The 12058-nt window shown below is 62.5% G+C and carries 16 protein-coding genes, 1 tRNA gene and 1 pseudogene; 10 read left to right on the top strand and 8 right to left on the bottom strand.

Annotated elements, in window-relative coordinates; genetic code table 11:
* Positions 1-31: 31 nt before the first annotated feature.
* On the bottom strand, positions 32-463 hold the full coding sequence (locus A7A77_RS15575) for an RcnB family protein (protein WP_066560454.1): 432 nt from the start codon (positions 461-463) through the stop codon (positions 32-34).
* Positions 464-745: 282 nt separating this feature from the next.
* A complete protein-coding gene (locus tag A7A77_RS15570) occupies positions 746-1129 on the bottom strand; it encodes an RcnB family protein (RefSeq protein ID WP_066560398.1) in 384 nt (127 codons plus the stop codon).
* A gap of 235 nt (positions 1130-1364) precedes the next feature.
* On the opposite strand from A7A77_RS15570, the gene rbfA reads away from it, so the two are divergent.
* From rbfA to A7A77_RS15530, 8 genes and pseudogenes are all read left to right on the top strand, one after another.
* Positions 1365-1772 (top strand): 30S ribosome-binding factor RbfA, encoded by a 408-nt coding sequence (gene rbfA, locus A7A77_RS15565; RefSeq protein ID WP_066560396.1) that lies wholly within the window; start codon positions 1365-1367, stop codon positions 1770-1772.
* Positions 1773-1787: 15 nt separating this feature from the next.
* Positions 1788-2390 carry a thymidine kinase gene (locus A7A77_RS15560; RefSeq protein ID WP_066560394.1) on the top strand — a complete coding sequence of 201 codons (603 nt, stop codon included), beginning with the start codon at positions 1788-1790 and terminating at the stop codon, positions 2388-2390.
* Between the two features lie 24 nt (positions 2391-2414).
* Entirely contained in the window at positions 2415-3107 is a 693-nt protein-coding gene (locus tag A7A77_RS15555) for a site-2 protease family protein (protein WP_066560392.1), read from the top strand.
* 4 nt (positions 3108-3111) lie between these two features.
* A pseudogene (gene truB / locus A7A77_RS15550) lies at positions 3112-4027 on the top strand (tRNA pseudouridine(55) synthase TruB).
* The gene (rpsO, locus tag A7A77_RS15545; protein ID WP_066560387.1) at positions 4018-4287 is read left to right on the top strand and encodes a 30S ribosomal protein S15; all 270 of its coding nucleotides are present in this window, start codon (positions 4018-4020) and stop codon (positions 4285-4287) included. Before truB ends, rpsO begins: the two are co-directional and overlap by 10 nt.
* A 172-nt stretch (positions 4288-4459) precedes the next feature.
* Positions 4460-6757, top strand: a complete 2298-nt coding sequence (gene pnp, locus A7A77_RS15540) for a polyribonucleotide nucleotidyltransferase (protein WP_066560385.1) — start codon at positions 4460-4462, stop codon at positions 6755-6757.
* Between the two features lie 71 nt (positions 6758-6828).
* On the top strand, positions 6829-7500 hold the full coding sequence (locus A7A77_RS15535; protein WP_066560383.1) for a spermidine synthase: 672 nt from the start codon (positions 6829-6831) through the stop codon (positions 7498-7500).
* Positions 7501-7583: 83 nt separating this feature from the next.
* Entirely contained in the window at positions 7584-7847 is a 264-nt protein-coding gene (locus A7A77_RS15530; RefSeq protein WP_066560371.1) for a hypothetical protein, read from the top strand.
* On the opposite strand, the gene A7A77_RS15525 is transcribed toward A7A77_RS15530, so the two are convergent.
* From A7A77_RS15525 to A7A77_RS15515, 3 genes are all read right to left on the bottom strand, one after another.
* Complete coding sequence (locus A7A77_RS15525) at positions 7844-8095, bottom strand: hypothetical protein (protein WP_066560364.1); 252 nt, start codon at positions 8093-8095, stop codon at positions 7844-7846. The genes A7A77_RS15530 and A7A77_RS15525 overlap by 4 nt on opposite strands.
* The gene (locus A7A77_RS15520; protein WP_066560361.1) at positions 8092-8376 is read right to left on the bottom strand and encodes a hypothetical protein; all 285 of its coding nucleotides are present in this window, start codon (positions 8374-8376) and stop codon (positions 8092-8094) included. The genes A7A77_RS15525 and A7A77_RS15520 overlap by 4 nt, the downstream gene beginning before the upstream one ends.
* An 82-nt stretch (positions 8377-8458) precedes the next feature.
* Entirely contained in the window at positions 8459-9109 is a 651-nt protein-coding gene (locus A7A77_RS15515; RefSeq protein ID WP_066560358.1) for a GcrA family cell cycle regulator, read from the bottom strand.
* A 106-nt stretch (positions 9110-9215) separates the two neighbouring features.
* On the opposite strand from A7A77_RS15515, the gene A7A77_RS15510 reads away from it, so the two are divergent.
* Positions 9216-10070 carry an ABC transporter permease gene (locus tag A7A77_RS15510; RefSeq protein ID WP_066560355.1) on the top strand — a complete coding sequence of 285 codons (855 nt, stop codon included), beginning with the start codon at positions 9216-9218 and terminating at the stop codon, positions 10068-10070.
* Here A7A77_RS15510 and A7A77_RS15505 read toward each other — a convergent pair.
* Both A7A77_RS15505 and hspQ read right to left on the bottom strand, forming a co-directional pair.
* On the bottom strand, positions 10021-10680 hold the full coding sequence (locus tag A7A77_RS15505) for a PH domain-containing protein (RefSeq protein ID WP_216635603.1): 660 nt from the start codon (positions 10678-10680) through the stop codon (positions 10021-10023). The genes A7A77_RS15510 and A7A77_RS15505 overlap by 50 nt on opposite strands.
* A gap of 37 nt (positions 10681-10717) precedes the next feature.
* The gene (gene hspQ, locus A7A77_RS15500; protein ID WP_066560349.1) at positions 10718-11146 is read right to left on the bottom strand and encodes a heat shock protein HspQ; all 429 of its coding nucleotides are present in this window, start codon (positions 11144-11146) and stop codon (positions 10718-10720) included.
* A gap of 167 nt (positions 11147-11313) precedes the next feature.
* On the opposite strand from hspQ, the gene A7A77_RS15495 reads away from it, so the two are divergent.
* Positions 11314-11402, top strand: a tRNA-Ser gene (locus A7A77_RS15495).
* A 204-nt stretch (positions 11403-11606) separates the two neighbouring features.
* Here A7A77_RS15495 and A7A77_RS15490 read toward each other — a convergent pair.
* Positions 11607-12058 (bottom strand): M10 family metallopeptidase C-terminal domain-containing protein (locus A7A77_RS15490; RefSeq protein ID WP_172799930.1); only part of this gene is annotated, 452 nt, incomplete at its 5' end.

Below are 12058 nucleotides of genomic sequence, written 5' to 3'. Positions count from 1 at the left end.
CGCCCTTGCTCTGTTTTGGTAGTGTCCTGTCCTAGCGGTAGAACGCGTTCGACACGATGGCCGAGACGATGCCGCTGGTGATGCCAATCAACAGCGCGTCGTTATCCGCCCGCACCCAGCGATAGCCGTGCGGCGGTGCGTAGAGGCGGCTGCGATAGTCATAATATCGCACAGGTCGGTAATAGCGGACGTAGCGCCGGTCGAACCGGTCTCCGCGTCGCCAGTGCCGGTCGCGGGAATAGCGGCGATAATCGCGGCGGTCGCGATAGCGGTCCCGCCTGTCGCGGTAATGGCTTCGCCGGTCGTGATAACGGTCCCTGTCGCGATAGGAATAACGATCGCGGTCATGCCGGTCGTACTTGTGATGGCGTTGGTAACGGTCGCGGTCCCGCGCTTCGGCGGGTGCGGAAACGACCGGTGTCAGCATGGCTGCGGCCAGGGCGGCGGCAATCAGTTTTTTCATCGGGATATCCCCCGGTTTGGTATGGGCGTCATATGCGCAATGGGCATGCGCAAGGTTCATCGGTCGCTGAACCCAATGTGCCTTATCGAACCCCCTGCCGCATCCCGATAACGCCGCGTCGTTCCGCCCGCACGGCAGGTAGAGGACCCTGAATGCCCCGTTCACATGGCGCTCATCTCCGCAGCACTTTTCGCGCGATAAGTCGATGTAATCACGTGCATGAAGGCGCCGCCCGAGAATGAGCGGCGCCTCGTTTCCCGTCGGGGTAGACCGGGTTCCGCGTTAACGGATCAGGTTGCTGACAACGGCGGCAACGATGCCGCTGGTCAGCCCGACCAACAGGACGTCATTGCCGGAACGGACGTAGTGATAGCCGCGCGGCGGAGCCTTCAGCGCGCGGTATTCGCGATAGTTGACGACGCGGTAGTTGGTCGCGCGACGACGGTCGAACTTCTCGCCCTTGCGGAACTTGTGGGCGGTATAGGCAACGCGCTGGCCGTGGTTGTCCTTCGCCGACGCGCCCTTGCTCTGGCTGCGATTGTCGTGCTGGTCGTTCTGTTCATACCGGTCGCGATCATGGCTATCCTTTGCCATCGCGGGGACGGCGGGAAGCAGCATGGCGGTGGCGACTGCACTGGCAACGATATTCCTGGCGAGGGTCTTCATGGTGTTATCTCCTTTTCCGATGCCCTCAATCTAGCGTGTTGCGCGCCAAATAAGCGTCTCGGATTGCTCGACATTGTCGCGGCCTGCGACTTATCCGGCGTTCAGGAAAGACGCATGGAAACGGGGGCGATGGCGTAATGCAAGGCGCGGCAGAAGGCGTGCGGGCCGTGCCGTGGTGCATCGTTCCCGCCGGTATTGTTGCAAATTGTCGCAACCTCGCCCAAATCGGTCAGACATGGCCCGCCAGAATTCCTCTCCCGAAGACCGCTCCGTCCGCCTGCTGAAGGTGGGTGAGCGCGTGCGTCACGTCCTGTCGGAGCTTCTGGCCCGCCAGCAGGTGCACGATGACACGATTTCCGCCCATACGGTCAGCGTGACCGAAGTGCGCATGTCGCCCGATCTCCGGCAGGCCAAGGTTTATATCAAGTCGCTGCTGGGCGCGGACGAGGACGAGGTGCTGAAAGCGCTGCAGGTCAACACCGCCTATTTCCAGCGCGAGGTGGCCAAGCGGCTGGGCCTGAAGAACGCGGCCAAGCTGCAGTTCCGGCTGGACGAGACTTTCGACGAGGCGAACCGGATCGAACTGCTGCTTCACGATCCGCGCGTGCGGCGCGATCTGGACGATATGCCAGACGACGACTGAGGACGCCGGGGCACCGTGGCCAAGCTCTATTTTTACTACGCCAGCATGAACGCGGGAAAGTCGACCACGCTGCTGCAGGCCGACTTCAACTATCGCGAACGGGGCATGGCGACGATGCTTTGGACCGCCGCGCTGGACGATCGCAGTGCCGGAAAGCCCATCGCCAGCCGCATCGGGCTGCAGGCCGGGGCGCATCGCTTCGATGGCGAAACCGATCTTCACGCGGCGGTCACTGCCGCGCACCTTGTCGAACCGCTGGCCTGTGTCCTGATCGACGAGGCGCAGTTCATGACCCGCGAACAGGTGTGGCAATGCGCACGGCTGGCGGACGAGGCGAACATTCCGGTTCTTTGCTACGGCCTGCGCACCGATTTTCAGGGCGAGCTGTTTGCCGGATCCGCTGCATTGCTGGGCATCGCCGATGCCCTGATCGAGCTGAAGGCGATGTGCCATTGCGGGCGCAAGGCGACGATGAACCTGCGGGTGGATGCTGACGGTGGTGCCGTCGTCGAAGGCGCACAGACCGAGATTGGCGGCAACGACCGCTATGTAGCCCTGTGCCGTCGGCATTTTTCGGAAGCACGCCGCAGGCATTTCGGCGAAGCGCTGGCGGGTTAGCCGCGCGCACCCTATCTACGGGCCATGACCGAAACACTCATCCTTGCCGCGGTGCTGATCCCGTGCCTTGTCATCGCGATCGTGTGCCACGAAGTCGCGCATGGCTGGATGGCGCTGGCGCTGGGCGATCCGACGGCGAAGAACCAGCGGCGGCTGACGCTCAATCCCGTTCGCCATGTCGACCCTGTCGGCACTTTGCTGGTGCCGGGCATGCTGGCCATTGTGGGCGGGCCGGTGTTCGGCTGGGCGAAACCTGTGCCGGTGCGCAAGGACCGGTTGAGGAACCCGCGCTACGGCATGATGGCCGTGGCTGCGGCGGGACCGGGCACGAACTTCCTGCTCGCGCTGATCGGCGGCATTCTGCTCGGCCTGATCGCCGGATCGCTTAGTGCGCCGCCCCAAGGGGCGCTGGAATGGGCGATCACCGGACTGCAGTATTTCATCCTGATCAACATCTTCCTCGCCTTCTTCAACCTGCTGCCGATCCCGCCTTTCGACGGATCGCACATCCTCGAAGGATTGCTGCCGCGCCGCTGGGCCGCGCAGTATGACAAGTTGCGCCCCATCGGCATGATCCTTTTCGTGCTGTTGATCGCGGCGACATGGGCCTTTCCGCAATGGGGCCTGATCGAGAAGGTCATCTGGCCGCCGGTCGCGTGGCTGCGCGAACACGTGATGCAACTGGCGATCTTCATCGCGCAGGCTGTTGGCGGATAGAGCGATGCCCCACGGCTGGATCATCCTCGACAAACCGCTCGAGCTTGGCTCGACGCAGGCCGTTGCCGCGGTAAAGCGCAATTTGCGGCAGGCCGGATACGGCAAGGTGAAGGTGGGCCACGGCGGCACGCTGGACCCGCTGGCCACCGGCGTGCTGCCCATCGCGGTGGGAGAGGCGACGAAGCTGGCCGGCCGGATGCTCGATGCTACCAAGGCCTATGCCTTCACGTTGGCCTTCGGGGCGGAGACGACGACCCTCGATGCAGAGGGTGAAGTGACCGAAACCAGCGAAGTTCGACCTGCGCGTGAGGAGATAGAGGCTGTACTGCCACGCTTCACCGGCCCGATCGAGCAGGTGCCCCCCGCCTATTCGGCATTGAAAATCGACGGCAAGCGCGCCTACGACCTTGCCCGTGCGGGCGAGGAGGTCACGCTCAAGACACGGTCCGTCACGATTCACGCGCTGGACATTACGGAGGCGACTGACGATTCGGTGACGCTGCTGGCAAAAGTCAGCAAGGGAACCTATATCCGCTCCCTCGCAAGGGATATCGCCCGCGCGCTCGGTTCAGTTGGCCACGTCACGATGCTCAGGCGCGTGAAAGCCGGCCCGTTCGCCCTCGAAAACGCGATTTCGCTGGACAAACTGAACGAATTGGGCAAGGGCGCGCCCCTTGAAGATATGATCCTGCCGTTGGAGGCGGGGCTGGACGACATCCCGGCCCTTAACCTCTCCCCGGACGCGGCAGGAGCGGTCCGACAGGGCCGGAAACTGTCCGGATTGCCTCAACCAGACGGCACCTATTGGGGACGAGAGGGCGATACGCCCGTGGCCTTGATGGAAGTGCACGATGGCGAGGCAAGGGTCCTTCGGGGCTTCAACCTAACCTGATGTCGCGGAGTTAATAGTATGTCGGTAGCTGCCGAACGTAAGCAGGAAATCATTCAGGACAACGCCCGCCAGTCGAACGACACGGGCAGCCCGGAAGTCCAGGTCGCGATCCTTACCGAGCGTATCCGCAACCTGACCGATCACTTCAAGGATCACCACAAGGACAATCACTCGCGGCGCGGTCTGCTGGTGATGGTCAACAAGCGGCGCTCGCTGCTGGCGTACCTCAAGAAGAAGGACGTCGAGCGTTACAACGCCCTTATCCAGAAGCTCGGCCTGCGTAAGTAAGCTGAGACCGGAAGCGGCCCCACGAGGGCCGCTTCTTGCATTTGGGGTTTGCTCCGCAATTCGGTGGAGCGCCCTTGGGGCACGATGAATGGCCCCACACCGGACCGGGACGGTACCCCCGGCAAGTAGGCCCCGTGGCGCAATCTGGCACGCGGGTTCGTAAGGAAATCAAATGTTCGACACCAAGACTGTATCGATTGAGTGGGGCGGAAAGACCCTCACCCTCGAAACCGGCCGCATTGCCCGTCAGGCTGACGGCGCGGTCCTCGCCACTTACGGCGAAACCGTGGTTCTTTGCGCCGTCACGGCCGCGAAGAAGGTGAAGGAGGGACAGGACTTCTTCCCGCTCACCGTCCACTACCAGGAAAAGTTTTCGTCCGCCGGCCGTATCCCCGGTGGCTTCTTCAAGCGTGAACGCGGCGCGACCGAAAAGGAAACGCTAACCAGCCGCCTGATCGACCGTCCGATCCGCCCGCTGTTCCCCGAAGGTTTCTACAACGAAATCAACGTCATCTGCCAGGTCATGTCCTATGACGGCGAGACCGAGGCCGACATCCTTGCGATGATCGCCGCTTCGGCTGCACTGACCATCTCGGGCGTGCCCTTCATGGGCCCGATCGGCGCTGCACGCGTCGGTTACGTCGATGGCGAATACACGCTGAACCCGAAGCAGGACGCCGCTCTTGAAGACGGCCGTCTCGACCTCGTCGTCGCCGCAACCAACGACGCGGTGATGATGGTCGAATCCGAAGCGAAGGAACTGACCGAAGACGAAATGCTCGGCGCCGTCATGTTCGCGCACGAGGAATCGAAGAAGGTCATCGGCGCGATCATCGAGCTGGCCGAAAAGGCCGCCAAGGCTCCGTGGGAAATCGACAGCTCGGACGACACTTCGGCGATCAAGGAAAAGCTTCGCGGCATCGTGGGCGACGACATCGCCGCTGCCTACAAGCTGACCGACAAGTCGGCCCGTTCGGACGCGCTCAACGCTGCCCGCGCCAAGGCCAAGGAAGCGTTCGAAGGCGAAGAGCCGCAGACGCAGATGGTCGCCAACAAGGCGGTCAAGAAGCTCGAAGCCGAAATCGTTCGCACCGCCATCCTCAAGGACGGCTCGCGCATCGACGGTCGCAAGCTCGACCAGGTTCGCCCGATCGAGGCGACGGCAGGCTTCCTGCCCCGCACGCACGGTTCGGCGCTGTTCACGCGCGGTGAAACGCAGGCGATCTGCACCACCACGCTGGGCACCAAGGAATCGGAGCAGATGATCGACGGCCTCGAAGGCCTGACCTACTCCAACTTCATGCTGCACTATAACTTCCCGCCCTACTCGGTCGGTGAAGTGGGCCGCTTCGGCGCCCCGGGCCGCCGCGAAATCGGCCACGGCAAGCTGGCATGGCGCGCGCTGCACCCGGTGCTGCCGTCGAAGGAAGACTTCCCCTACACCATCCGCATCCTGTCGGACATCACCGAGTCGAACGGCTCGTCCTCGATGGCGACGATCTGCGGCGGCTGTCTGTCGATGATGGACGCAGGCGTTCCGATCGAACGTCCGGTGTCGGGCATCGCCATGGGCCTCATCCTCGAAGGCGAGGAGTTCGCCGTCCTTTCGGACATCCTGGGCGACGAGGATCACCTCGGCGACATGGACTTCAAGGTTGCAGGTACCGAGGCCGGCATCACCACGATGCAGATGGACATCAAGGTCGCCGGCATCACGCAGGAAATCTTCGCCGCTGCTCTCAAGCAGGCGAAGGACGGCCGCGCGCACATCCTTGGTGAAATGACCAAGGCGCTGAGCACGGCCCGCACCGAACTGTCGGCCCACGCTCCGCGTATCGAGACGATGCAGATCGACAAGTCGAAGATCCGCGACGTCATCGGCACCGGCGGCAAGGTCATCCGCGAAATCGTCGCGGAAACCGGCGCCAAGGTGGACATCGACGACGAGGGCGTGATCAAGATCTCGTCCAGCGATCTTTCGCAGATCGAAGCCGCACGCAAGTGGATCGAAGGCATCGTCGAGGAAGCGGAAGTCGGCAAGATCTACAACGGCAAGGTCGTCAACATCGTCGACTTCGGCGCATTCGTGAACTTCATGGGCGGCAAGGACGGTCTCGTCCACGTGTCGGAAATGAAGAACGAGCGCGTTGAAAAGCCGACCGATGTCGTTTCCGAAGGCCAGGAAGTTAAGGTCAAGGTCCTCGAGATCGACAACCGCGGCAAGGTCCGCCTGTCGATGCGCGTCGTCGACCAGGAAACCGGCGAAGAGCTGGAAGACACCCGTCCGCCGCGCGAACCGCGCGAGCCCCGTGGTGATCGCGGCGACCGTCGTGGCCCGCGTCGTGACGGTGGCGGTCGTGGTCGCGGTGGCGACCGTGGCGATCGCGGCCCGCGTCGTGACCGTGACGGCGGCGAAGGCAAGGCTGGCGGCAACCCCGACCACATGCCCGCGTTTCTCAAGGACGACTGATCCTTTAGGGATTGACTGAAAAAGGGCCGTCGGAGCAACTCCGGCGGCCCTTTTCATTTCGGATACCGAATATGCTCAAACGCGAATTGCTGGGCGAAGCGCAAGTGCCGGGCGGCGCACTGCTGCAGCTCTTTTCCCACGGCACCGACTACATCATCGCACTCGACCGCAACGAGCTGATGAGCACGCGGATGTGGTTTTCCGAAGAACAGCTTGCCGAACTCACGCTCGACCGGCTGGAGCGGCCTGCGCCGCATATCCTGATCGGCGGCTATGGCATGGGCTTTACGCTGCGTGCCGCGCTTGCGCGGCTGGGCGACAAGGGCCGCGTGACCGTGGGCGAACTCGTGCCCGAGATCATCGAATGGGCGCGCGGGCCGATGGCCGAAGTCGCCAAGGGCTGCCTCGACGATCCGCGCTTAACCTTGCGTATGGGCGACGTGCGGCAGGTGATTGCCGAAGGCAACGGCACTTACGATGCCATCCTGCTCGACGTCGACAACGGCCCCGACGGTCTCGTCAGGCCCGAGAACGACGCGATCTACGCCAACTCCGGCCTTGCCGCTGCCAAGCGCGCGCTCAAGCCCGGCGGCGTCCTCGCCATCTGGTCCGCCGCGCCCGATCCGCGCTTTACGCGCCAGTTGACCAAGGCCGGTTTCGAAGTCGATCCGGTTGAAGTCCGCGCCCGCCCCAATAACAAGGGCCCCCGCCACACGATCTGGTTCGCGCACCGCCGGCTTTAGGGGGATAACCGCCCCCGCCGCGCTCGACTTATCCGGCCAGTGCGGCACTCTTCTCCCCGCAGCAGCGATGAAAGGGTGCCCGCATGGACCAAGCCGACGAGATCCGCCGCCTCGGCGCGCAGAATATCGCGCTGCAGACGCTCGTGATCGGGCTGATGCACGAATTGTCGGGTTCAGGTCAGGGCGAAATCGCGAGGGGCGCTTTCGAGAAGGCGGATCAGGCGATGGAAATCGCGATCCTTTCTCTGGGCGACCGCGCATCGCCCGAATATGCGCGGCAGGCGATGGAGAGCCTTGAGCAGTTGCGCCGCATGGCCTTTCCCGCAGAGAGCGGCCCGAAAGCCTAGCCGTTCCTGTCGGGGTGGCTGTCGCTGATCGTGTCGACCAACCCGCGCCGGGAACGGAAACAACCGATGGCCGCAAGGAAGAACAGCCCCGCGATGGCGAGGCCCGGCCAGTGCGTTTGCAGCGAGAACCCCTCGCTCTCTACCAGCGACATGGTCGCCAACAGCCCGATCACGAGGAAAACGGTGCCGCCGATGCGCGCCCATATCCGGCCTAGCTTCCGATCCAGCGCGACGATCCGCTTCTTCATGGCTTGCGCCTGCCGATGGTTCCGTCCGGTTCCTCGCCAAACCCCTTGATGATCGATTCGCGCGCTACGAAACACTGGCGGGCCAGCCAGAACAGGACGAGTGCGACCGTCAAGCCGAACCAGCGGACTTCACTTTCGTCGTTGCCTGTCGGCAGCGAGAAATAGGCCGCGATAAAGCCCGCCCCGCCAAGGATGCCGGCGATCAGGCGGTTCATCGCCCGTTCGATCCTGCGCCCTACCTTGCGGCGGTACCAGTTCTCTTTGGCGTCGCTGTCATCCATAGCGGGTCACGATAGCACAGGCGGTCTTACCAAAGAAAAAAGCCGCCGGATCGCTCCGACGGCTCTTTTCGATATACGGTGTTCAGCGAACCCGCGGTCCGCCAAACGGCAGCGGCGGAGGGGGACGGCGCGCGCCGCGCGGCAGCTGCGCCTGATAGGCCCGGCCGCAATGTTCGACGCAATAGGGGAAGCCGGGGTTCACCTTTTCGCCGCAGAAGTGGAAGTCCGGTTCGCCGGGATGTCCCATCGGCCAGCGGCAGATGCGGTCCGAAAGATCGAGCAGCGACGTCTTGTCCGCGATTTCGGGGCTGGGCTTGGCCGGCACAAGGCGGCGCGGCGGTGCCGGCGGGATCGGCGGCTGCTGGTCGCCGGGGCCCTGACGCAGGAACCCGCCGGGGCCGACGGAAACGATTCGCGGCTGGTTGCTGGTCGGCTGGGCCTGCTGCGGGGCGGGCTGCGCGGGGGCGGCGGGGCGCGGTGCGGGTGCTGCAGGGCGGGGCGCGGCCTCTACCTTCGGCTTGGGCGCGGCCTCTACCTTCGGCTTGGGCGCAGGCTTGGCCTTGACCGGCTTTTCCTTCACCGGCGAAGGGCGCGCCTTCAGGCCAAGGCGGTGCGCCTTGCCGATGACGGCGTTACGGCTCACGCCGCCCAGTTCTTCTGCAATCTGGCTGGCGGTCGATCCGCTTTCCCACATCTTGGTAAGCTTCTCGATCCGTTCGTCGGTCCAGCTCATGCACACTCCATCAATTCATTGCCTGGCAATACGCGCAGGCCGGTCCATATACCGGTCTGCAGCTCACTTGCCATCGCGGGGGCCTGCCGGTAACCGGATGACACCCATGACTGACACCACCGCCGAAACAGACCGCACCATCGCATTCAGCCCGCCGGGGCAGCCCGTCATGGGCCGGATCAACCGGCTTGGGCTGTGGACCCTCTATATGAAAGAGGTGCGCCGTTTCTTCAAGGTGCAGCTGCAGACTGTATGGGCTCCGGCGATCACGACATTGCTGTTTCTCGTGATTTTCACGATCGCGATGGGCCGCGGGGACCGGATGATCCTCGGTGTCAACTTCGCCACCTTCGTTGCGCCGGGGCTGATCGTGATGGGCATGATGCAGAATTCCTTCGCCAACGGCAGCTTTGCGCTGCTGGGCGGCAAGGTGCAGGGCACCATCATCGACTATCTGATGCCGCCCTTGTCGAACCTCGAACTGCTGCTGGGGCTGGTTGGCGCATCGGTGACGCGCGCGATTCTCGTGGGGATTGCGGTCTTTGCGGCGATGTTGCTCTATCCCGGTGTCGATCTGACCATGCATCACCCGTGGGCTGTTGCCTGGTTCGGACTGATGGGCGCGATCATGCTGGCGCTGATGGGCCTGCTGACTTCGATCTGGGCGGAAAAGTTCGACCATGCCGCAGCAGTGACGAACTTCCTCGTCGCGCCGCTGTCGCTGCTGTCCGGTACGTTCTACGTGATCGACAACCTCGCCCCGTTCTTTCAGTCGATCAGCCGGGTGAACCCGTTCTTCTACGTTATTTCGGGCTTCCGGTTCGGCTTTCTGGGGCAGAGCGATATTGGCGATACCAACATGGCGGTGCTGCACGGCGCGCTTGGCCTTGGGCTGCTCAATCTCGTGCTGGCTATTCTGACTTATGCGATCCTGCGCTCAGGCTGGAAGCTGCGGAGTTGAGCCTCAGCCGCTCGATCGCACGGGCGGCATCGCGGACGTTGGGAAGATGGTGTACGACAAAGCGTGACGTGTCCTCCGCGTCGGGACGATGGCGCATGCGCGGTTTTCGTACCTCAACATGGCCATGGGTAATCACCAGCGTGCCGTTCCCGTCAGGTTTTGCCCTCGCCTCTACCGCAATCACGTGCTCAGCAGGAATGGCGCGCAAGCTGGTCTTCCAACCGCCCGCAATTCGCAAAACCCGCATGTCGGTAACCGCATAGAGCGAGCGTCCGGGCAGGCCCATCGCGAACAGCGGCGCCGCCATCATGCAAAGTCCCACGAAGACGAAGGGCAGGCCGAAGGCCGGGAAGATCAGCGCCGCGATCTGCATCCCCGCATCGTCAGGCGCGTTGGTATGGGCCATCGTCCAGGTGCCCAGCACCCAGACTAGCGAAAAGCCCGTCCACGGAATGGCGAACAGCCAGATGAGGAATGGTGCGAAAGTTTTCGAAACGCGCGGTCGCCCTTTCCACAGGACACGCTCTCCGCGTTTCAAAACGCTGCGCAGGGCCGAATCGAGTTCATTCGAGCCGTAACCCTTGATCTCGTGGAAATGTTCGCCCGCCATCGCCCGCAGCATTAGCGCGGAATTGTTTAAACCGCGTTTAGTGCTTCAAGCTGCGATGCAGATCGTAATGCCCATCCAGAAAGTTTCCGAACACCATTTCGATCGATGGGTGATCGACAGGCCCACCTTCGCCATCCTCGATCAGGTTCTGCTGGCTGACATAGGCGATGTAGCTGGAATCATCGTTCTCCGCGAACAGGTGGTAGAACGGCTGTTCGCGCGTAGGGCGGGATTCTTGCGGAATCGATTCGTACCATTCCTCGCTATTGGCGAAGACGGGGTCGATGTCGAAAACGACGCCGCGGAAATCGTGGAGACGGTGGCGCACGATGTCGCCGATCGCGAAACGCGCTTCCGATACGGATGGGGCGGAAACCGCGCGTCCCGCCTGGGGCGAGAAGTACGTGGCGCGGTCGGCTTTGCCGGTCCTGTCCGCGTCCGGCTGGCTACGGGGAAATGCGGTCATGATGCGAATATAGGTTTATCGCAGATGCGAAACAACTGCTGTGGACACGCCTGTCGATAATTGCAGGCATTCGTGGGCGATTTGGCCCTTGGCAAGGGGCGCATCATCGGCTAACCGCGCGGCTTCGTTCGACCCGGCGGGCAACCGCCACGCGAACCTCGATAAGCGGAGAGGTGGCAGAGAGGTCGAATGCGCCGCACTCGAAATGCGGTGTANGGCAACCGTACCGTGGGTTCGAATCCCACCCTCTCCGCCAAATTTACCTTAAATAATTGATTTTATTATCTTTTATTCAGGAAAGCCAGCCGCTCCGCTACTTCAACTCTAAGGCACTAGAATGCAACGTGTCCTTCGCGACGGGAAGCGTGTGCAGGAATTGCGAACAATCCCTGTGTAGAACGCCGCATCATTGCCGTTGATCGAGGATCATTTCCGTCAATGCCATCTGTCCAGCCAGGGCCTACATTATCAAATAGTCTACGCTGATATCGGTTTGATCAGGAAGGAAGATAGCGAAGTCGGTTATCTGGTCCCCGTTGGTGTCGCCCATCAAGGTTACGCCTTCGGGAGCTACTTCGATTCTCAACTGGCCTGCCGTGCCATCGAAGGGATCGGTGCCGATGAACTCGAAGGCATCGTCCTCGGGTGTAGCAAAGATTGCGTCGATGCCCGACAGGTCGATTTCGTCTTCACCCGGTTGAAAATCGGTGATTGTCGTCAAATCGGTCGAAAGCACTTCGAACAGGAAGGTGTCGCTTCCCTCATTGCCGGTCAGCGTATCCGTCCCGCCAAGCGCGCTCAGGATATCGTTACCGAAATCACCGATCAGCACATCATCGCCAGAGGTTCCGTCCAAAGTCAGGCCGGCATCGACCAGATTGCCATCGGCGTCGTAGGTTTCGACGAAGATGC

The organism is Croceicoccus bisphenolivorans (assembly GCF_001634625.1).
Taxonomy (GTDB): domain Bacteria; phylum Pseudomonadota; class Alphaproteobacteria; order Sphingomonadales; family Sphingomonadaceae; genus Croceicoccus; species Croceicoccus bisphenolivorans.
This window is presented reverse-complemented; position numbering and strand designations above follow the sequence as displayed.

What these genes read in the sequence shown, in the direction of transcription:
- A7A77_RS15575 (WP_066560454.1), bottom strand. Translation starts at nt 463, where the DNA reads ATGAAAAAACTGATTGCCGCCGCCCTGGCCGCAGCCATGCTGACACCG.
- A7A77_RS15570 (WP_066560398.1), bottom strand. Translation starts at nt 1,129, where the DNA reads ATGAAGACCCTCGCCAGGAATATCGTTGCCAGTGCAGTCGCCACCGCC.
- rbfA (WP_066560396.1), top strand. Translation starts at nt 1,365, where the DNA reads ATGGCCCGCCAGAATTCCTCTCCCGAAGACCGCTCCGTCCGCCTGCTG.
- A7A77_RS15555 (WP_066560392.1), top strand. Translation starts at nt 2,415, where the DNA reads ATGACCGAAACACTCATCCTTGCCGCGGTGCTGATCCCGTGCCTTGTC.
- rpsO (WP_066560387.1), top strand. Translation starts at nt 4,018, where the DNA reads ATGTCGGTAGCTGCCGAACGTAAGCAGGAAATCATTCAGGACAACGCC.
- pnp (WP_066560385.1), top strand. Translation starts at nt 4,460, where the DNA reads ATGTTCGACACCAAGACTGTATCGATTGAGTGGGGCGGAAAGACCCTC.
- A7A77_RS15535 (WP_066560383.1), top strand. Translation starts at nt 6,829, where the DNA reads ATGCTCAAACGCGAATTGCTGGGCGAAGCGCAAGTGCCGGGCGGCGCA.
- A7A77_RS15530 (WP_066560371.1), top strand. Translation starts at nt 7,584, where the DNA reads ATGGACCAAGCCGACGAGATCCGCCGCCTCGGCGCGCAGAATATCGCG.
- A7A77_RS15525 (WP_066560364.1), bottom strand. Translation starts at nt 8,095, where the DNA reads ATGAAGAAGCGGATCGTCGCGCTGGATCGGAAGCTAGGCCGGATATGG.
- A7A77_RS15520 (WP_066560361.1), bottom strand. Translation starts at nt 8,376, where the DNA reads ATGGATGACAGCGACGCCAAAGAGAACTGGTACCGCCGCAAGGTAGGG.
- A7A77_RS15515 (WP_066560358.1), bottom strand. Translation starts at nt 9,109, where the DNA reads ATGAGCTGGACCGACGAACGGATCGAGAAGCTTACCAAGATGTGGGAA.
- A7A77_RS15510 (WP_066560355.1), top strand. Translation starts at nt 9,216, where the DNA reads ATGACTGACACCACCGCCGAAACAGACCGCACCATCGCATTCAGCCCG.
- A7A77_RS15505 (WP_216635603.1), bottom strand. Translation starts at nt 10,680, where the DNA reads ATGGCGGGCGAACATTTCCACGAGATCAAGGGTTACGGCTCGAATGAA.
- hspQ (WP_066560349.1), bottom strand. Translation starts at nt 11,146, where the DNA reads ATGACCGCATTTCCCCGTAGCCAGCCGGACGCGGACAGGACCGGCAAA.